Source organism: Erythrobacter sp. (genome assembly GCF_038133525.1).
Taxonomy (GTDB): domain Bacteria; phylum Pseudomonadota; class Alphaproteobacteria; order Sphingomonadales; family Sphingomonadaceae; genus Qipengyuania.
Map to the genome: position 1 here is coordinate 39,446 of NZ_JAYPTL010000016.1, position 17,440 is coordinate 56,885.

The window sequence follows — 17,440 nt, forward strand, 5'->3', positions numbered from 1 at the left end:
CTCTCGGATAGCGGACGCCTGGTGCGCAAGACATTCGACGAGCGCGTGCGCAGCCTTGGCCTCACCGCAGTCCAGGCCCGTTTGCTGCTCAGCCTCGTCAAGTTCCCGGACAACAACCAGGCCTTCTATGCCGAACGTATCGAGGTCGAACCGATCACCCTCACCCGTATCGTCGACCGCCTCGAAGAATCGGGCTGGGTCGAGCGAGTGGCCGATCCCTCTGATCGCCGCGCCCGCCTGCTTCACCTGACCGACAAGAGCCGCGAGATCGTGGAGCCGCTGCGGACGATCATCGATGGTCTCGTAGCCGACATGGTCGAAGGGCTGACCGTGCAGGAACAGGATGCTCTGGCCAGCTTGCTTGTGAAGGTTTCCGAAAACCTTTCGGCAGAACGTGTTTTGAAGGACGTGGCCAATGGCTGAGGCTGACCCCCAGATCCCTGCCGAAGCAGGTGTCGTGATCCAGGAAACCGTGGCGCCGAAGAAGCGCAATTGGGGTCGGCTCGCGCTGATGCTCAGCGTACCGCTGGCACTGCTGGTGGCCGGAACGATCTATTGGTTATCGATTCAGGGCCAGGTTTCGACCGACAACGCTTATGTCCAGCAAGACCAGGTCGCGGTTAGCGCGCAGGTTAGCGGTGAGATCGTCGAGGCACTGGTTGGCGACGGAGACACGGTGAAGGCGGGGGATGTATTGTTCCGTCTCGATCCCGAACCCTACCGGCTGCAGATCGCCCAGGCCGATGCGGCCATAGCCACTGCGCAGGCGAATATAACCGCGCTGGCAAATTCTGCCGACCTGTCCGGCGCGGATATCTCTGCGGCGCGCGAGGATATCGCCTTTGCCGAGGCGAATTTCCGCCGCAAGGACGAGCTGTTCAAGCGCGGTTTCCTCAACAAGGCCGAGCACGATGCAGCGACTCACGCCGTAAGCCAGGCCCGTGAGGCGCTGCGCCAGGCCGAGGCCAAGCGTCAGGCGGCCAGTGCAAAGCTGGCAACCGGACCGGCTGTGCCCGGCGAGAACCCCCAGGTAGCCACTGCCAAGGCACAGCGCGCGGTTGCCGAACTGCAGCTGAGCCGCACCGTGGTGCGTGCACCGAGCGCCGGGCGGATTGCGCAGGCCGACCGGCTCCAGATTGGCCAGCAGGTCGTGCAGGGACTGCCCGTCCTGACGCTCGTCGCTGACGGCAGCAGCTATGTCGAAGCCAACTTCAAGGAAACCGATCTTGCCGACATGGAAGTAGGTCAGCCCGCGGAAATCCACTTCGATGCCTACCCCAACCTCGTGCTCAAGGGGCACGTCGAGTCCATCGGCGCGGGTACCGGCAGCGAATTCTCCGTGATCCCGGCACAGAATGCGACCGGGAACTGGGTCAAGGTGACGCAGCGTGTCCCGGTTAAGATCGCGATCGACCAGCAGAGCCCACGCAGCCTGATCGCGGGCCTGTCGACCGAGGTCACGGTCTTCACCGACGGTCGCAAGCACTAGGTCCATGGCCAGTCGCGCAGCCCCCGCTGCCGCTTCTGACGCGCCTTTTCCGGTGCGGGACGAGGCGCTGCTCCCGGTAGAGAATCCCGGGCTGCTCGTGGTCGGGATCATGGGCGCATCGCTGCTGCAGATCCTCGACACCACCATCGCCAACGTCGCGATCCCGCACATGCGCACAAGCCTGGGCGCGACAACGGAGACGATTACCTGGGTCCTAACCAGCTATATCGTTGCCAGCGCTGTAGCCCTGCCGATAACTGGCTGGTTGGCAGACCGCGTCGGCGGCCGGCGCCTGTTCATCGGGTCGGTGATCGCCTTCATCATCACCTCCATGCTGTGCGGCCTCGCGCAGACTCTCGAGGAAATGGTCCTGTTCCGGGCGCTTCAGGGGGTCTCGGGTGCCTTCATTGCGCCGCTGAGCCAATCTTTCATGCTCGACACCAACAAGCCCAGCCGCCAGGCGCAGATGATGGCGTTGTGGGGCATGGGTATCATGGTCGGCCCCATTCTCGGCCCTGTACTGGGCGGTTGGTTGACCGAGCAGGCCAACTGGCGCTGGGTCTTCTACGTCAACCTGCCGATCGGCATCATCAGTCTTGCGATCCTACTGGCGCAGTTGCCGCACCGCGAGATCAACCGCCGTCGCTTCGACCTGATCGGCTTTGCTCTCCTCGGCCTCGCACTAGCCAGCGTCCAGATGCTGCTCGACCGCGGGCAGACACTCGACTGGTTCGACAGCAAGGAAATCTGGCTGTGGACGTTCCTGTTCCTTTCGGCGACCTGGATGGCGGTGATCCACCTCGCCACGGCCCGAAACCCGCTATTCGACCGGGCGCTCTTCGCTGACCGCAACTTCGCCATTGCGATGGGTTTCATGCTCGCAATCGGCGTGGTCATGTTCGCCACTATGGCGCTGCTTCCACCAATGCTGCAGCAGTTGATGGGGTACGACGTGATCGACACAGGGCTTGTGCTGATGCCCCGGGGCATCGGCGTGTTGTGCTCGATGCAGGTCGCCGGGATGCTTATGCGGCGCAACGTCGATGCCCGGCCGGTGGTGGCGACAGGGTTCCTCATCTGTGCGCTCTCATTGTGGGAGATGTCGCAGTGGTCGCTTGGCATCGACCGCTTCCACATCGTCAGTTCGGGCCTGATCCAGGGACTAGGCATGGGACTGGTCTTCATCCCGCTGAACGTAACTGCCTTTGGGACCCTGCCACCGCATCTGCGCACCGACGGATCGAGCTTGCTGAACCTGTTCCGTTCGCTCGGTGCTTCGGCGGGTATCTCGCTGACGACCGTGATGTTCGCGCGGAACCTGCAGATCAGCCATGAGGATATCGCCGGACAATTGACGGGTGCGACGGTATCCAGCGCAATCGATGTGAGCACGGTCGATCGCTACCAGAACCTTGGTGAAGTGGTGCTGCGATTGTTCGATGCCGAAGCGAACCGACAGGCCGCCATGGTCGCCTATGTCGACGATTTCTGGATGATGATGTGGGTCACGCTCGCCGCAGTGCCCCTTGCCTTCATCATGCGCCGGGCCCGGCCTCAGGCTGGACGCATGCCGCCACCGAGCGAGTGACTAGAGAGCAACGTTGGCTGCGCCGGGCCAAGGCCTGAATCGATCAGGAACTCCGGAAGTCAGGCGGCCCGCCAACGCAGCGACATGCAAGACAGGCCAGCGTCGATCTTTCCTATCTCGGACACCGGTAGCGCCATCGTTGCGACGCCATGGGCTTCCACAAGGTCGCGCAATTGAGGAAAACCGTTACCCAGCAGCACGGTGTCGCATACCCTCAACAAGTTCGCTCCAGCTGCTTCTTCCGCCGGAACGACGATCCGCCGCAGCGGCCCGAATATCTCGCTGTCGTCGAGCTCGGCGACTACTGCCACGGTCTCTTCATCGATAAGCCCGCAGCCGGTCTTGAAGTGGAGCACACCGGCGGGGGTTTCGACTACCCTGCCCTTGCGGCCCAGCTTCTCAAGCGCCGCGATCAACGTTGCAGCACCAGACGCATCAGTGCGAGCTGACAAGCCGATCAGCACCTCCTGAGGCGTGACCAGAATGTCGCCGCCGTCGACGTGACCTTCGCCCAGCGTAAGAACTTGCGGGAAGAGTCGTTCCAGCGCGGGCAAGATAGCCGCTGCCTCGCCCGCGCGTGTCGGCGCACCGGGATTGAGCAGGATCGCACCTTCACCGAACACCAGGGCCGGGTCTTCGACGAAAATCGAGTCAGGAAAGGCTTCGAGCGGTTCGAGTATCTCGACGGTCAAACCAAGTGCACGAAGGGCTTCGGAATAGACCGTGTGCTCGGTCAATACGTCATCATATGCGGGGCCGTCGTGGTCGCCATCCCGCAAGCCCTGCGTCACGCTCTCCGCAGGAGCGCGCAGCAGGGCATGGGTGAAGTCATAGACGGCCAGCGGGTCAGCCCTTCTTCAGGCACTCGCGACCGAGCAATTCGGCGATCTGCACCGCGTTGAGCGCCGCGCCCTTGCGCAGGTTATCAGACACGCACCACAGGTTGAGGCCGTTGTCGACGGTCGGATCCTCGCGCACGCGGCTGACGTAAGTCGCACTGTCGCCCGCCGCCTCGATCGGGGTGACGTATCCGCCGTCTTCGCGCTTATCGACGAGCATCACACCCGGGGCCTCGCGCAGGATTTCCATTGCCTGCTCGGCCGACATCTCGTTTTCGAACTCGATGCTGACGGCTTCCGAATGGCCGACGAACACCGGCACGCGCACGCAGGTGGCGGTGAGCTTGATCTTGGGATCGAGGATCTTCTTGGTCTCGACCACCATCTTCCACTCTTCCTTGGTCGACCCGTCGTCGAGGAAGACATCGATGTGCGGAATGACGTTGAATGCGATCTGCTTGGTAAACTTCACCGGTTCGACCGGGTCGCCCACGAAGATGTTGCGGCTCTGCTCGAACAGCTCGTCCATGCCCTGCTTGCCCGCGCCCGAAACCGACTGGTAGGTCGAAACGACCACGCGCTTGATTGTCGCGGCATCATGCAATGGCTTGAGCGCTACCACCAGCTGGGCGGTCGAACAGTTGGGATTGGCGATGATGTTGCGCTTCGAATATTCGTGGATCGCCTGCGGATTCACCTCGGGCACGATCAGCGGCACGTCCGGATCCATGCGGTAGAGCGAACTGTTGTCGATCACCACGCAGCCGGCAGCCGCCGCCTTGGGCGCATATTCCTTCGCCGGGCCGCTGCCCGCCGCAAACAGTGCAATGTCCCAGCCGGTGAAGTCGAAATGCTCGATATTATGGCATTTGAGCATCTTGCCGGTGTCGCCGAATTCAACCTCGGTACCGACCGAACGGCTCGAGGCGACGGCAGCCACTTCGTCGCAGGGGAACTCGCGCTCTGCGAGCACCATCATCATCTCGCGCCCGACATTCCCGGTCGCGCCGACTACGGCAACACGATAACCCAATTCACTTCTCCGAATTCAACGAGCCGCCGAGATAGCGATTGCGGGGGCCACCGCAAGCGCACATTCGATTGCGCGGGCTAAAGTGCTACTCCGGAGGTGTCACTCCATGCGCTGCGAGGAAACGGAACACGGTATTGTAGAAGTGCGGCGAGATCTTTTCGCCCGAAACGCGGTGCGTGTAGCCGGGGTAGAGCATCATCTCGAAGGGAACGTTGGCACCCTGTAGTTCCGCGATCAGCGCCGTCGAGTTTTCGAACACGACATTGTCATCGGCCATGCCGTGCACCAGCAGCAGCGGGTCGCTGAGTTTTGTTGCATCGGGCAAGGCGGACGATCCGACGTAAGCTTCACCATCCTTCTGCGGCGTGCCCATGTAGCGTTCGGTGTAGAAGGTGTCGTAGAGTTCCCACTTCGTCACCGGTGCTCCGGCGATCCCCGCGGCATAAAGGCCCGGTTCGGCCTGCAACTGCTTGAGGGTCATGTAGCCGCCATAGGACCAGCCCGAGATCGCGATCTTGCCCGGATCAACGAACGGCAGTGATTTGAGGTACTCTGCCCCTACCTTCTGGTCGCGCACCTCGACCCCGCCCATGGCGTGATAGATCGGCTGTTCGAACTTCACCCCGCGGTTGGCGCTCCCGCGGTTGTCGATGGCGAACCAGATATAGCCCTTGTCGACGATCGCCTGCCGCAAAGCACCGTCCCAGCCCTTGCTGACGACCTGCGCGTGCGGCCCGCCATAGTGATAGAAATAGACCGGGTAGCGCTTGCCCGGTTCAAGCTCCGGCGTGACCATTTCCCAGTGGAGTGGCGTTCCGTCCTCGGCGGAAAGCGTGCCGTATTGCGTTGGCCGGTGGCTCGCGACGAAGGGCGCATAGGGGTGCGACCCGTCGAGCCTGTTCTCTTCGATCCAGGCAATTCGCTGGCCCTTCTGGTCGGCGAGATAGCTCTGCGGAGGCGTGGTATCGTTCGATCGCGTGACGAGCAGGGTCTGTCCCTTACGATCCATAGTCGCCGCGTTCGAGAACTCGAGGTCGGTCAGCCGTTCCGGTTTTCCTCCGGCCAGCGGAAGCGCATAGACCTGCGGGGCAAGAACGGAATCCTTCGTGGCGCGGATGAATATCCTACCCGCCTGCTGGTCGATCCCTACGAGGTCGGTGACGACCCATTCGCCCTTGGTCAGCTGGGTCCACTTGCCCTTGGCATAGCGATAGAGATGGCCGTATCCGTCGCGCTCAGACCACCAGATCAGCGAGCCGTCGTCGAGCCATTTGTAATTGTTGGTCACGTTGACCCAATAGTCCTCCACCGCCGCATGCTCGGCGAACAGCACGCTGCTCGTCCCCGTCGCGGGATCGACCTTGAGAACATCGATGACCGTCTGGTCACGGTTGACCCGCTGGACATAAAGCGCAGATCCATCGGGTGCCCAATTCACCCGGGCAAGGTAGATGTCCGGATCGGCTCCGAGATCGACCTTGACGCGCTCGGTGCCGTCCGGGTTCATGACATAGAGATCGACCAGGACATTGGCGCTGCCCGCGACTGGATAGCGCTGCTCATAGACCCTGGTTCCCGTCGCGCCGATGGCAGCGCGGGTGACGATGCCCACACCACTTTCATCGAAGCGCTCGACCGCGATCCGCTTGTCGTCCGGGCTCCACCAGTACCCCGCAAGCCGATCCATTTCCTCCTGGGCGACAAACTCGGCCTCGCCCCAGCGGATGTCGGCACCTTCCTTGGGCGTCACGGGCTCGGCCGTCTGGCCCACCTCGCCGATCCACAGCTGCCGATCGCGTACGAAGCTGAGATAGCGGCCGGTCTCGCTCAGCGCGGGATTGAGTTCGCTTTCCTCGGTATCGGTCAGGCGCTGGACCTCGCCGCCTGGCCGCGCGAGATAGATGTCGCCATCGATCGGTACCAGCAGCCCCGTGCCATCGGCGGTCCACTGGTAATCGATGATGCCCTTGAGGCTGCCGACGCGAGCCCGCTCGCGCTGCATCTTCTCATCCTCGGACAATTCGCGACCCGAACCCAGTTTCTTGCTGTCGACCAGCATCGACCACTCTCCGCTCTCGCGGTCAAAGCCCCACAGGTCATAGCGTTCGCGATCGTTGGCGCGATTGCGCAGCAGGGTGAGCCAGCGCCCATCGGGAGAAAGCTTGGCCTTGCGCGGAGTTGGACCATCGAGCGATGGGGACGCGAAGACACGTTCGAAGGTCAGCTCCATGGGGGCAGTTTCCTCAGTCGATGGGCTATTCTCAGGGGTATTCTGGGCGGCAAGTGGTGCTGTAAGGCAGGTGCCCAAAGCAAGCACGGCGGCGAAGGTAATCGAGCGCAATCTGTCTCTCCCGGCGATCCGCGGGCGGTGATGGCGAGCGCTTGTGCGCGAGGCAAGCCCGCAACCATGAAATCATGGCTAATTTCGGGTTAATCGCGATTGCTTAAATCGCGTTAAGGCGCGCCCGTCACAAGGATCGAGACGTCACGGGGGTTATCCGGCTCACAAGCTCCGTGGCGGCACATCGAAGGGAGGCCACTTCCGTCCTCCCACGATACCCACGCAAAAAGGGTGGCCCCCGCAAGGGAGCCGCCCTTTATTTTCGCAGTATCGCGAAGTGCGCTTACGCCTTGGGGGCGTTGACCTTGCGCTCGGCGATACGGGCGCGCTTGCCGGTGCGGCCGCGCAGGTAATAGAGCTTGGCGCGACGCACCACGCCGCGGCGAACCACGGTGATGCTGTCGACGATCGGCGAGTAGAGCGGGAACACGCGTTCAACGCCTTCACCGAAGCTGATCTTGCGAACGGTGAAATTGCTGTTGATCGAGCGGTTCGAGCGGGCGATCACGACGCCTTCGAACATCTGCACACGCTCGCGGTTGCCTTCGATGACCTTCACGCCGACGCGCACGGTGTCACCGGCGCGGAATTCGGGGATGTCCTTGCCAGCCTTGGAGATTTCCTCGGCTTCGATCTGCTGGATCAGGTTCACTGGTCCAAGTCCTTCTTCTTTCGCCGCGCGCCAGAGGCAGGCTGGGCCCGAGCGCCACTGTAGCGCTCCCAAAGGTCCGGCCTGCGTAACCGAGTGTCGTCTTCGCTCCTTGCCTTGCGCCAAGCAGCGATTTTCGCATGATCCCCCGATCGCAGCACTTCAGGGATCGTGCGCCCTTCCCATTCCTGAGGTCGGGTATATTGCGGGTATTCGAGCAAGCCGTCCTCGAACGACTCCTCGGTCCCGCTTGAAGGCGCGCCCATTACTCCGGGAAGCAGGCGAATGCAAGCGTCGAGAATTGCCAGCGCCGCGGGTTCACCGCCCGAGAGAACCACGTCCGCAAGGCTGACCTGTTCGATCTGCGGAAAGGCTTCGAAAATACGCTCGTCGAAACCTTCAAAACGGCCGCACAGAATGGTGACTCCAGGCCCCGCTGCAATCTCGCGGACACGGTCCTGTGTGATCGGCTTGCCGCGCGGCGTCATGGCCAGGATCGGCCGTCCATCAGCCACGCTGGCGAGCGCTGCGCCGATGACGTCGGGCTTGAGCACCATGCCCGCCCCACCCCCTGCCGGGGTATCGTCGACCGTCCGATGCTTGTCCGTGGCAAAATCGCGGATCTGCACCGTCTCGCACGACCAGTCGCCCCGCTCGAGCGCGCGCCCGGCGAGCGAGACGCGCAGCGGCCCCGGAAACATCTCGGGGTAGAGCGTCAGGACGGTGGCGGCAAAAGTCATTCAGGTCGTTCCCATATTTCGCGCAAGGGGCCGTCGCGTTCCGCCTCGAACTCGCGCTGCACCCATTCGCGGAAGCGCTCGATCTTGCGCACGCCGACCCGGCTGGCGGGATGCACCACCCATTGCGAGGCGCCCGGCAGGTAGAGCGTTTCGAACGGCTGCACCAGCCTTCCGCTTTCCAGGTCCGCCCGCCAATAAAGCGGCGACAGCAGGGCAATGCCATATCCGGCGAGCGCGGCATTGGCTTCCTGCAGCTGGCCGTCGAGCACGATTCCTCGGCGCGGCGGCGGGGTTTCACCGATACCCGCCTTGGCGAACCATCCAGCCCACATTGGATCGTTCGGGGTGTGCCGTTCGACACGCAGCAGGTCTTCTGGGCGCCTGATGTCATTGGCTTCGACAAATTCCGGTGAGCAGATCGGTGTGAAATGCTGGCGGAACAGGAAATCGCTACGCATACCCTCCCACTTGCCCAGGCCCACCCTGATCGTGACATCGACCTTGCCGAGGCCAAACTCGACCAGGTCGTTCGACAGCGTCAGCTTCACTGCAAGGTCCGGGTGGCGTAGCTGGAAGCGCCCGATGCGGGCGCTCAGCCAGGTCGCCCCGGCCGCAAGCGGCGCGTCGATTGCCAGCACATCCTGCTCATCCTCGGCCAGCGCCGCAAAGGCATCTGCGATCGTTGACAGGCCACCCGATACCGCGGGCAACAACCGCCTGCCGGTATCGGATAGCTCGACCCGCCCTTTCGTTCGCACGAACAGGGGCGTGCCGACGCGATCCTCCAGCTGGCGGATCTGATAGCTGATCGCGGCCTGGGTCATGCCCAGCTCTTCGGCAGCGCGAGAGAAATTCTCGTGCCTGCCTGCCGCTTCGAAGGCGCGGATGGCAGCAAGGGGCGGCAGGCGGCTCATGAACACATCATAAGCGTACCTTATGCCCTATTCCAGCCGTTTTGTTGGATTGTGCGGTAATTCAGGCCCAAATGAGGCTTATCGAGATACCCGGAGACCTACCATGTTTTTAGAAGCCCTGGCCAAGCAGCGCGCCTACGCCGCTCCGGCTGCAGACGCCCATAATCAAGAAGCCTTGCTCGCCTATCTCAGGGAGCATCTGACCCAACGCGAGGTGCGTATGTTCGGCCTTGAACCCATCGAACCCAGGGAAGAGGCATCCGTACTGCCCGCCATCCGAGTGCTCGGCGGCGTCGGCGCAAGCTTCGCCACGACCCTGCTATTTGTCCTCGTCGGCTTCCTCGCGACGCTCGGACTTCCCGAAGGCGGCCTTGTTACAGCCGCCGCAACCGCCGCGATTGCCTAACCCCCCCGGCAACGTGGTCCCGAAGGGGCGGAGTCATCCTGTTGGCGCCATAATGGGCCGACCGGAATGCGCTCCGCCCCAAACGCAGGCCCTAGTCGCCAGCCCCGTCGTGCCAATTAACGCCAAGGCGGCTGCGTGAATCCACCGACAGCTCGAACACATCGGGCCGCGAATAGTGGCCGTCGGTGTCGAGCGAAGCCAGCGCGGCACCGATCTCGTTAAGGTCCAGTTCGGCAACCAGCGCCTCCTCACCTTCCCCTGCTTGGGCGATGATGCGTGCATCGGGTCCCGCGACCAGCGAGCCGCCGCTATTGAGAACTTCAGGCTCGATCGTTTCGAACAGCTCGCGTGCCGCCCCGTCACCACCGACGCGCTCCAGCCCTTCAAACAGGTCGTCGCGATGCTGCACCAATCCCGCAGCCAGCACGAAACAGCGACCCTCCATCGCGTAGTGACGGCTGGCGATAGCATAGCTCTCGCGCACTGTGGGCCAGGCGGCGACATGAACGCTTTCGCCCAGATTGTGCATCGCTGCGCGGGCCAGCGGCATCCAGTGCTCCCAGCAGATCAGCGAACCGACACGGCCCCATTCGGCCTGATGCACGCCGAGCGTCGAGCCATCGCCGCGCATCCACACCAACCGCTCGCCATGCGTGGGCACCAGCTTGCGATGGTCGAGTACCGGCTGGCCGGGACGAAACGTCAGCTGGTTGTTGTAGAGGCTCTGGCGTACCCGCTCATGCGCGCCGATCGAGATTACTGCACCACTAGCGTCGGCCAGTTCCTGCAACGGTAGCAGCCGCTCGTCATCTGGTACCACCGCCTGTTCGAGCAGAATACGATGCAGCGCGCGCGTCCCCGGATGGTCCCACAGCGCCGCGCCCGGCGCCTCATCGAGCCACAGCGGATACCCACCGAGGAAGGTCTCGCCGAAGGCCACCACCCTGGCACCGCCTTCGATCGCCTCGCGCGCCAGCCGCACCGCCTTGTCGATGCCGTCACCAACCGCAAGGGGAATGGGTGCAGCCTGCACAATGGCAACAGAAAGCCTAGTCATGTTTTCAGCTGTCTACGAAGTCGGCGCTGACGACAAGGCGCTCGTTATCCCATTCGGGCACCGCTTGCTCGGTTAGCGGAACCATGAACTTCTTGCCGTCGGGCTTTTCGATTTCGACGATATCGGTCGCACCGAAGTTTTCGACCGCGCAGACTCGGCCGACGGCATCGCCGGTCTCGGTGACCACCGGCAGGTCGAGGAGGTCGGAGTAATAGAACTCGCCTTCCTCCAGCACAGGCAGGGCCTCGCGTGAAACGGTCAGGGCGGTGCCCCGCAGCTGCTCGGCCGAGGTGCGATCCTTCACCTCGGCGAAGCGCGCGATGGCACCGCCCTTGTTGTCGCTGCGGATCTTGACGAGGGTCAGCGCCCTCCCCGAATCCCCAGCATTAAAGCTCTTGTGCGGCGTTAGGGCATCGACCCCTTCGCCAAACAGCTTCAGGCGGACTTCGCCCGCCACGCCATGCGCGCCAGTGACGGCCGCGAGCGTGACGGACTGGTCCGACATCCGAGAGGCTTAGCCTTCAGCCTGCTCTTCAGCAGCTTCGACAGCCGGAGCTTCCTCGGCAGCAGCTTCGTCGGCCGGAGCCTCTTCAGCAGCAGCTTCTTCGGCGGGAGCTTCTTCAGCAGGAGCTTCGGCAGCAGCCTTGGCTTCTTCCTCGGCAGCCTTGGCGGCTTCTTCAGCTTCGGCCAGCTTGGCGGCCTTTTCTTCGGCGCGTTCCTTGGCAGCTTCGCCCGGTTCGGCCTTCTTGGGGTTGTTGCGCGGCGCACGCTCAAGGATGCCGGCGGCATCGAGGAAGCGATGAACGCGATCGGTGGGCTTGGCGCCAACCGACAGCCAGTGACGCGCGCGGTCTTCGTCGAGCTTCACGCGCTCACCCGAATCCTTCGGCATCATCGGGTTGTAGGTGCCGATCTGCTCGAGATACTTGCCGTCACGCGGGCTGCGCGTGTCGGACACGACGATGCGGTAATACGGACGCTTCTTGGCACCACCGCGCGAAAGACGGATTGCAACTGACATTTTAACTTACCTTTCAAATATAAACGTCTGAAATCTATTTCTTCTTTAAAAGCTCTTGCAGGTCGGGCGGGAGCGTGTCCGGATCCACGCCGGGGCCACCAAGGCCGGGCATGCCACCCATACCCTTGGGGCCGCCCAGCCCAGGCATGGCGGCGCCGAGGCCACCGCCGCCGAACAGCGCACCGAGGCCCTTGAGCCCACCCATCTTCTTGATCTGCTTCATCGCGCGGGCCATCTCCTGGTGCATCTTCAGCACCTTGTTGACGTCCTGCACCTGCGTGCCCGAACCAGCCGCCACGCGCTTCTTGCGCTTGGCATTCATCAGTTCCGGGCGCTTGCGTTCCTTGGGGGTCATCGATCCGATGATCGCATCCATGTGCAAGAGCACGCGATCATCCATCCCGCTGGCCGCCATCGCCGCCTTGGCCTTCTTCATGCCGGGCATCATGCCCGCCAGCATGCCGAGACCGCCCATCTGCTGCATCTGGCGCAATTGCATGCGCAGGTCGTCGAGATCGAACTTGCCCTGCGCCATCTTCTTGGCGAGCGCTTCGGCTTCGTCCTGCTTGATCGTCGCCGCGGCCTTTTCGACCAGCGAAACGACATCGCCCATGCCCAGGATGCGACCGGCCACGCGGCTGGCATCGAAAGCCTCGATCGCGTCGAGCTTCTCGCCCGTGCCGGCGAACTTGATCGGTTTGCCGGTGACATAGCGCATCGACAGCGCCGCACCGCCGCGCGCATCGCCGTCCATGCGGGTCAGCACCACGCCGGTCAGCGGCACTTCGCCGGTGAAGCTCTGCGCCACGTTGACCGCATCCTGGCCGGTCAGGCTGTCGACCACCAGCAGCACTTCGGTCGGCGCCGAAACGCTCGCGATGGCTTTCATTTCCGCCATCAGCGCTTCGTCGACGTGCAGGCGGCCTGCGGTATCGAGCAGCAGCACGTCGGCGGCCTGCAGCTTCGCGCTTTCCATCGCGCGGCGGGCGATGTCGACCGGCTGCTGGCCGGGGACGATCGGCAGGGTCGCAACCTGGACCTGCTCGCCCAGCACCTTGAGCTGTTCCTGTGCGGCAGGGCGATTGACGTCGAGCGACGCCATAATCGCCTTCTTGCCGTGCTTTTCCTTGATCAGCTTGCCGAGCTTGGCAGTGGTGGTGGTCTTACCCGAACCCTGCAGGCCGACCATCATGATCACGACTGGCGGCTTGGCCGCGAAATTCAGTTCGGCCGGCTCGTCACCGCCCAGCATCTCGGTCAGTTCGTCACTGACGATCTTGACCACCTGCTGGCCGGGGGTGACCGACTTGAGGACTTCGGAACCGATCGCCTTCTCGGTCACCGCATCGATAAAGCGACGCACAACCGGCAGGGCCACATCGGCTTCGAGCAACGCGACGCGCACTTCGCGCATGGCATCGCGCACGTCCTGCTCGCTGAGCGACCCGCGCCCGCGCAGGCGGTCGAACACAGTACCGAGGCGATCGGACAGATTGTCGAACACGTGCCAACTCCAAACCCCGATTTCGCGAACGAAACCGGATAAACGCGAAAAACGCCGGCGGACGAGAACTCGTCGGCCAGCGTGGGGACAAGCCCCTGTAATCCCAAACTATTGCCCGGGTGTGGTGGAAGCAAGCCGCAGCCGTCGCCACGGCTCACTACCATCAAATCCGGGTGAAATGGTGGAGCCTAGCGGGATCGAACCGCTGACCTCTACAATGCCATTGTAGCGCTCTCCCAGCTGAGCTAAGGCCCCGAGCCATTTCCGAAAGACGCGTCCTGGGAGGCGCGTCACCCTTGCGGGAGGCGCCCAATATAAGGGCCCTCACCGCAATGCAACAGCAAATTTACGTGTCGTCGGAATCGTCGTCGTCGCCCTTGGAGACGGTCTCGACGCCAAGGTCGTCGTCGCCACCCAGATCGACTTCATTGTCCGGCGAATCGTCATCTTCATCGATGTCGATGTCCAGATCGTCATCATCGTCGCCGCCCAGATCGCTATCCGCGTCGACGTCTTTCTTCTTCTTCTCGTCCTCGAAGGGAATCGGCTGCTTCGACTTGAGCACCGGTTCAGGGAACCATTCTTCGGCGCATTCGATGCAAGTGACGGGCTCGTCCTTCGTCAGATCGTAGAAGCGGGTGCCGCATTTCGGGCAGGTCCGCTTCGTGCCCCATTCCGGTTTGACCATGTGTAATCCTTGGATTTGCTGCCCCGTCCGGTAGGGTACGGAGCGATGAATTCGTATTGTTCGTGATGGTTTCCCGATGCCCGGGAATCAACTGCGCGCGCGCCTTGCCAGAAGGTATTCGCGCTGTCAAAGCGCCGCTCGCATCACGACACTTCAGACGCGCGAGATTGTGTGACCGCCTACCGTTTTCAACTCTCCAAACCTTTGACCGGTCGCATACGCGTGCCGGGCGACAAGTCGATCAGCCATCGATCGCTGATGTTCGGCGCGCTGGCCGTGGGCCGCAGCCGCATTTCGGGCCTGCTAGAGGGCGAGGATGTGCTCGCCACAGCCGCCGCCTTGCGCGCCATGGGCGCGACGATTGCCAGGGACGGTGACGACTGGATTGTCGACGGCGTTGGGGTTGGCGGACTGCTCCAGCCCGAACAGGCGCTCGACATGGGCAATTCGGGCACTTCGACCCGCCTGCTGATGGGCCTCGTCGCGAGTCATGGCATCACCGCCGCCTTTACCGGCGACGCCAGCCTGTCGAAGCGTCCGATGAATCGCGTGATCGACCCGCTCTCGACCATGGGGGCGAGCTTCACGCCCTCCCCCGGCGGTACCCTGCCCCTGATGATGGAAGGAATGCAGCCGGCCGTTCCGATCACCTATCGCCTGCCCGTCGCATCCGCACAGGTGAAGAGCGCGGTGCTGCTCGCAGGGCTCAACACGCCCGGGATCACCACAGTAGTGGAGCCAGTGCCTACGCGCGATCATACTGAGCGCATGCTGCGCGGCTTCGGCGCCGAGCTGGAAGTCGAGGAAGTCGATGGCGAACGGATCATCCGCATCTATGGCCCCGCCGACCTGCACCCCTGCGATATCATTGTTCCGGGCGATCCATCCTCCGCGGCGTTCTTCGCCGTGGCGGCGAGCATCGTGCCAGGCAGCGACCTTGTGATCGAGAATGTCGGGCTCAACCCCACCCGCGACGGCATTTTCCGCGTACTTGCCCAGATGGGCGCCAACATCGACAGGCTCGACGAACGCGAAGTCGGCGGCGAGCCAGTTGCAGATCTGCGCGTTCGGCATGCAGCGCTCAAGGGCATCGAAGTCGATCCCGCGGTGGTGCCGAGCATGGTCGACGAGTTTCCCGTGCTCTTCGTCGCCGCCGCACTGGCGGAGGGCACGACCGTAACCAGCGGGCTCGAAGAGCTGCGGGTCAAGGAAAGCGATCGCATCACCGCCATGGCCGACGCGCTCTCCGGCGCAGGCGTTGAGCTGGAGGAACGCGAAGACGGGCTGATTATCGACGGCAGCGGCGGTGCCCCGCTGCGGGGAACCTCCAACAGCCGGACCCAGACCCACCTCGATCATCGCATTGCCATGAGCATGGCAGTTGCCGGGCTTGCCAGTCGCGACGGTGTGGAGATCGACAGCATCGAGCCGATCGCGACGAGCTTTCCGAACTTCATGGCTCTGGTCGAAGAGGCGGCCGCATGACGACCGACTGGGCAACCCTCGTCGGCTTCGTCGGCATGGCCTGCATCATCGGTGCCTATGCCTATATGACCGCCAAGAGCGAGCCGAACCCATACGTGCTGCACGGCACAAACCTCGCCGGCGCCGCCTTCCTGACGGTTTCACTGCTGGTGCACATCAACTGGCCCAGCCTGGTGCTCGAAGGCTTCTGGGCAGCCATTGCGCTGTGGGGACTGGGAAAGGCTCTGCGGGCGCGGAGCAAATCGGCATGATCATCGCAGTCGACGGACCGACCGCATCGGGCAAAGGTACTATCGCCAAGGCGCTGTCGGAGCATTTCGGCTTGCCGCACCTCGATACGGGCCTGCTTTACCGCGCGGTGGGACGGCAGGTTGCACTCGTAGGCGGGAACCCTGACGACGCGTCGGATGCGCTGAGGGCTACCGGTTTTCCGGACGGCCTGCTTGAAGACCCGGAGTTGCGCACAGAAGAGACTGGTGGGCTGGCCAGTCGCGTTTCCGTCCATCCGGCGGTCCGCCAGGCGCTGTTCGATCGCCAGCGCGCCTTCGCCTTGCAGCCTGGCGGAGCCGTGCTTGACGGGCGCGACATCGGAACCGTCATCGCCCCCGATGCCGAGGCCAAGCTGTACATCACCGCCAGCGTCTCCGCCCGCGCCCAGCGGCGTTTCCGCGAAATGCATGAACGCGGCGTGCCGGTCACCCTGCTCGAGATTGAGGACGACCTGCGCCGCCGCGACGAACGCGACAGCAATCGGGCAGCCGCCCCGCTGGTCCCGGCCCCCGACGCTATGATCATCGATACCAGCTCTCTGAATCGCGAAGAGGCGATCGCAGCGGCTATCGCAGCAGTCGAGGAAGCGCGCACCTAGGCGCCGTTACATCTCCTCCACGGAACATTTCCTCTCAATCAAACATTGCCACAGTATCGATGTTCATATAACGCGTTATATAACACGGTATAGGATTCACGCATGGTTGATGTTGTCGCGCAAATGGGGCCCGCATTCCTCGGCAGTCGCCTGAAGCGGCTGGGGGAGCGGATGCAGGCGAGCGCCGCCACTATCATTACCGAAGCAGGGTTACCGCTGCAGCCTGGGCACATGGCCATCATGGCTGCTTTGCGGACCGGGGCGAAATCCATCGGGCAACTGGCCGAAGCGAGCGGCACCAGCCAGCCCGGCATCACGCGCACAGTCGGCCAGCTGCGCAAACTGGGCATCGTCACCGACATGGCTTGCGACGACCTTCGCAGCCGCACGGTTGGCCTGACGCCCGAGGGCGAGCGCATGACGCGGACAATCGCAACCGAAGTCTGGCCCCGTGTCGGCATGGCAGCCGAGGAAATCCTGAGCCAGCTCGACAGCGATTTCCTCCGCCAACTCGCCGTTATCGAGGATGCACTGGCCGAAGCCTCGATCGCCGAACGCGCCGCTCGCGTGGAGCCCGGCAAGCTAACGCTGCGGGAATTCGACGACAGCCTCGCGCAGGAGTTTCACGACATCAACGCCGAGTGGATCGAAGCCATGTTCACGCTCGAGGATACCGACCGCGAGGTGCTCGAGAACCCCCGCTCGAAGATCGTTGACCCCGGCGGCGATATCCTCTTCGTCGAGGCATCGGGTTTGGGTGTAGTTGGTGCCTGCGCCCTGCAGAAGACGGGACCCGGCGCCTTCGAACTGACCAAGAT

General features: G+C 63.2%; 19 protein-coding genes and 1 tRNA gene. 8 read left to right on the forward strand and 12 right to left on the reverse strand.

The annotated features are described in order from the left end of the window. From AAFM29_RS05980 to AAFM29_RS05990, 3 genes are all read left to right on the forward strand, one after another. Positions 1–423, forward strand: a 423-nt coding sequence (locus AAFM29_RS05980) for a MarR family transcriptional regulator (protein WP_341711894.1), incomplete at its 5' end; no start/stop codon positions are given. Further along, positions 416–1,489 (forward strand): HlyD family secretion protein, encoded by a 1,074-nt coding sequence (locus tag AAFM29_RS05985; RefSeq protein ID WP_341711895.1) that lies wholly within the window; start codon positions 416–418, stop codon positions 1,487–1,489. The genes AAFM29_RS05980 and AAFM29_RS05985, both read left to right, overlap by 8 nt. 4 nt (positions 1,490–1,493) lie before the next feature. Further along, entirely contained in the window at positions 1,494–3,077 is a 1,584-nt protein-coding gene (locus tag AAFM29_RS05990; RefSeq protein ID WP_341711896.1) for a DHA2 family efflux MFS transporter permease subunit, read from the forward strand. A gap of 59 nt (positions 3,078–3,136) precedes the next feature. Here the strand turns inward: AAFM29_RS05990 and AAFM29_RS05995 are convergent, their stop codons facing one another. The 6 genes from AAFM29_RS05995 to AAFM29_RS06020 form a co-directional block, all read right to left on the reverse strand. After that, positions 3,137–3,868, reverse strand: coding sequence for an arginine deiminase family protein (locus AAFM29_RS05995; RefSeq protein ID WP_341711897.1), 732 nt, complete (start codon positions 3,866–3,868; stop codon positions 3,137–3,139). A 55-nt stretch (positions 3,869–3,923) separates the two neighbouring features. Further along, on the reverse strand, positions 3,924–4,949 hold the full coding sequence (locus tag AAFM29_RS06000; RefSeq protein WP_341711898.1) for an aspartate-semialdehyde dehydrogenase: 1,026 nt from the start codon (positions 4,947–4,949) through the stop codon (positions 3,924–3,926). 85 nt (positions 4,950–5,034) lie between these two features. Next, a complete protein-coding gene (locus AAFM29_RS06005) occupies positions 5,035–7,179 on the reverse strand; it encodes a DPP IV N-terminal domain-containing protein (RefSeq protein ID WP_341711899.1) in 2,145 nt (714 codons plus the stop codon). Positions 7,180–7,573: 394 nt separating this feature from the next. Further along, entirely contained in the window at positions 7,574–7,942 is a 369-nt protein-coding gene (gene rplS, locus AAFM29_RS06010) for a 50S ribosomal protein L19 (protein ID WP_341711900.1), read from the reverse strand. After that, positions 7,939–8,679: a tRNA (guanosine(37)-N1)-methyltransferase TrmD gene (gene trmD, locus AAFM29_RS06015; protein ID WP_341711901.1), complete on the reverse strand. Its 741-nt coding sequence runs from the start codon at positions 8,677–8,679 to the stop codon at positions 7,939–7,941. The genes rplS and trmD overlap by 4 nt, the downstream gene beginning before the upstream one ends. Beyond that, positions 8,676–9,593 (reverse strand): LysR substrate-binding domain-containing protein, encoded by a 918-nt coding sequence (locus AAFM29_RS06020; protein WP_341711902.1) that lies wholly within the window; start codon positions 9,591–9,593, stop codon positions 8,676–8,678. Before AAFM29_RS06020 ends, trmD begins: the two co-directional genes overlap by 4 nt. A 103-nt stretch (positions 9,594–9,696) precedes the next feature. On the opposite strand from AAFM29_RS06020, the gene AAFM29_RS06025 reads away from it, so the two are divergent. Then, complete coding sequence (locus tag AAFM29_RS06025; RefSeq protein ID WP_341711903.1) at positions 9,697–9,999, forward strand: hypothetical protein; 303 nt, start codon at positions 9,697–9,699, stop codon at positions 9,997–9,999. 91 nt (positions 10,000–10,090) lie between these two features. Here the strand turns inward: AAFM29_RS06025 and AAFM29_RS06030 are convergent, their stop codons facing one another. From AAFM29_RS06030 to AAFM29_RS06055, 6 genes are all read right to left on the reverse strand, one after another. After that, positions 10,091–11,056: a carbon-nitrogen hydrolase family protein gene (locus AAFM29_RS06030; protein ID WP_341711904.1), complete on the reverse strand. Its 966-nt coding sequence runs from the start codon at positions 11,054–11,056 to the stop codon at positions 10,091–10,093. A gap of 4 nt (positions 11,057–11,060) precedes the next feature. Continuing rightward, the gene (rimM, locus tag AAFM29_RS06035) at positions 11,061–11,561 is read right to left on the reverse strand and encodes a ribosome maturation factor RimM (protein WP_341711905.1); all 501 of its coding nucleotides are present in this window, start codon (positions 11,559–11,561) and stop codon (positions 11,061–11,063) included. A gap of 9 nt (positions 11,562–11,570) precedes the next feature. After that, positions 11,571–12,077 (reverse strand): 30S ribosomal protein S16, encoded by a 507-nt coding sequence (rpsP, locus tag AAFM29_RS06040; RefSeq protein WP_341711906.1) that lies wholly within the window; start codon positions 12,075–12,077, stop codon positions 11,571–11,573. A gap of 34 nt (positions 12,078–12,111) precedes the next feature. Continuing rightward, a complete protein-coding gene (gene ffh, locus AAFM29_RS06045; RefSeq protein WP_341711907.1) occupies positions 12,112–13,581 on the reverse strand; it encodes a signal recognition particle protein in 1,470 nt (489 codons plus the stop codon). Positions 13,582–13,760: 179 nt separating this feature from the next. Beyond that, positions 13,761–13,836 (reverse strand) — tRNA-Ala (locus tag AAFM29_RS06050). Between the two features lie 91 nt (positions 13,837–13,927). Beyond that, a complete protein-coding gene (locus AAFM29_RS06055) occupies positions 13,928–14,269 on the reverse strand; it encodes an FYDLN acid domain-containing protein (RefSeq protein ID WP_341711908.1) in 342 nt (113 codons plus the stop codon). A 204-nt stretch (positions 14,270–14,473) separates the two neighbouring features. Here AAFM29_RS06055 and aroA point away from each other — a divergent pair, with 204 nt between their 5' ends. The 4 genes from aroA to AAFM29_RS06075 all read left to right on the forward strand — a co-directional run. Next, positions 14,474–15,754 (forward strand): 3-phosphoshikimate 1-carboxyvinyltransferase, encoded by a 1,281-nt coding sequence (gene aroA, locus AAFM29_RS06060; RefSeq protein ID WP_341711909.1) that lies wholly within the window; start codon positions 14,474–14,476, stop codon positions 15,752–15,754. After that, positions 15,751–16,005 carry a permease gene (locus AAFM29_RS06065; protein WP_341711910.1) on the forward strand — a complete coding sequence of 85 codons (255 nt, stop codon included), beginning with the start codon at positions 15,751–15,753 and terminating at the stop codon, positions 16,003–16,005. Before aroA ends, AAFM29_RS06065 begins: the two co-directional genes overlap by 4 nt. Further along, the gene (locus AAFM29_RS06070) at positions 16,002–16,622 is read left to right on the forward strand and encodes a (d)CMP kinase (protein WP_341711911.1); all 621 of its coding nucleotides are present in this window, start codon (positions 16,002–16,004) and stop codon (positions 16,620–16,622) included. Before AAFM29_RS06065 ends, AAFM29_RS06070 begins: the two co-directional genes overlap by 4 nt. A 102-nt stretch (positions 16,623–16,724) precedes the next feature. Next, on the forward strand, positions 16,725–17,440 hold a 716-nt coding region (locus AAFM29_RS06075; RefSeq protein WP_341711912.1), incomplete at its 3' end, for a MarR family transcriptional regulator.

Coding starts and splice junctions, on each gene's coding strand:
- AAFM29_RS05985 (WP_341711895.1), top strand. CDS start 416: ATGGCTGAGGCTGACCCCCAGATCCCTGCCGAAGCAGGTGTCGTGATC.
- AAFM29_RS05990 (WP_341711896.1), top strand. CDS start 1,494: ATGGCCAGTCGCGCAGCCCCCGCTGCCGCTTCTGACGCGCCTTTTCCG.
- AAFM29_RS06005 (WP_341711899.1), bottom strand. CDS start 7,179: ATGGAGCTGACCTTCGAACGTGTCTTCGCGTCCCCATCGCTCGATGGT.
- trmD (WP_341711901.1), bottom strand. CDS start 8,679: ATGACTTTTGCCGCCACCGTCCTGACGCTCTACCCCGAGATGTTTCCG.
- AAFM29_RS06020 (WP_341711902.1), bottom strand. CDS start 9,593: ATGAGCCGCCTGCCGCCCCTTGCTGCCATCCGCGCCTTCGAAGCGGCA.
- AAFM29_RS06025 (WP_341711903.1), top strand. CDS start 9,697: ATGTTTTTAGAAGCCCTGGCCAAGCAGCGCGCCTACGCCGCTCCGGCT.
- AAFM29_RS06030 (WP_341711904.1), bottom strand. CDS start 11,056: ATGACTAGGCTTTCTGTTGCCATTGTGCAGGCTGCACCCATTCCCCTT.
- rimM (WP_341711905.1), bottom strand. CDS start 11,561: ATGTCGGACCAGTCCGTCACGCTCGCGGCCGTCACTGGCGCGCATGGC.
- rpsP (WP_341711906.1), bottom strand. CDS start 12,077: ATGTCAGTTGCAATCCGTCTTTCGCGCGGTGGTGCCAAGAAGCGTCCG.
- AAFM29_RS06055 (WP_341711908.1), bottom strand. CDS start 14,269: ATGGTCAAACCGGAATGGGGCACGAAGCGGACCTGCCCGAAATGCGGC.
- AAFM29_RS06065 (WP_341711910.1), top strand. CDS start 15,751: ATGACGACCGACTGGGCAACCCTCGTCGGCTTCGTCGGCATGGCCTGC.
- AAFM29_RS06070 (WP_341711911.1), top strand. CDS start 16,002: ATGATCATCGCAGTCGACGGACCGACCGCATCGGGCAAAGGTACTATC.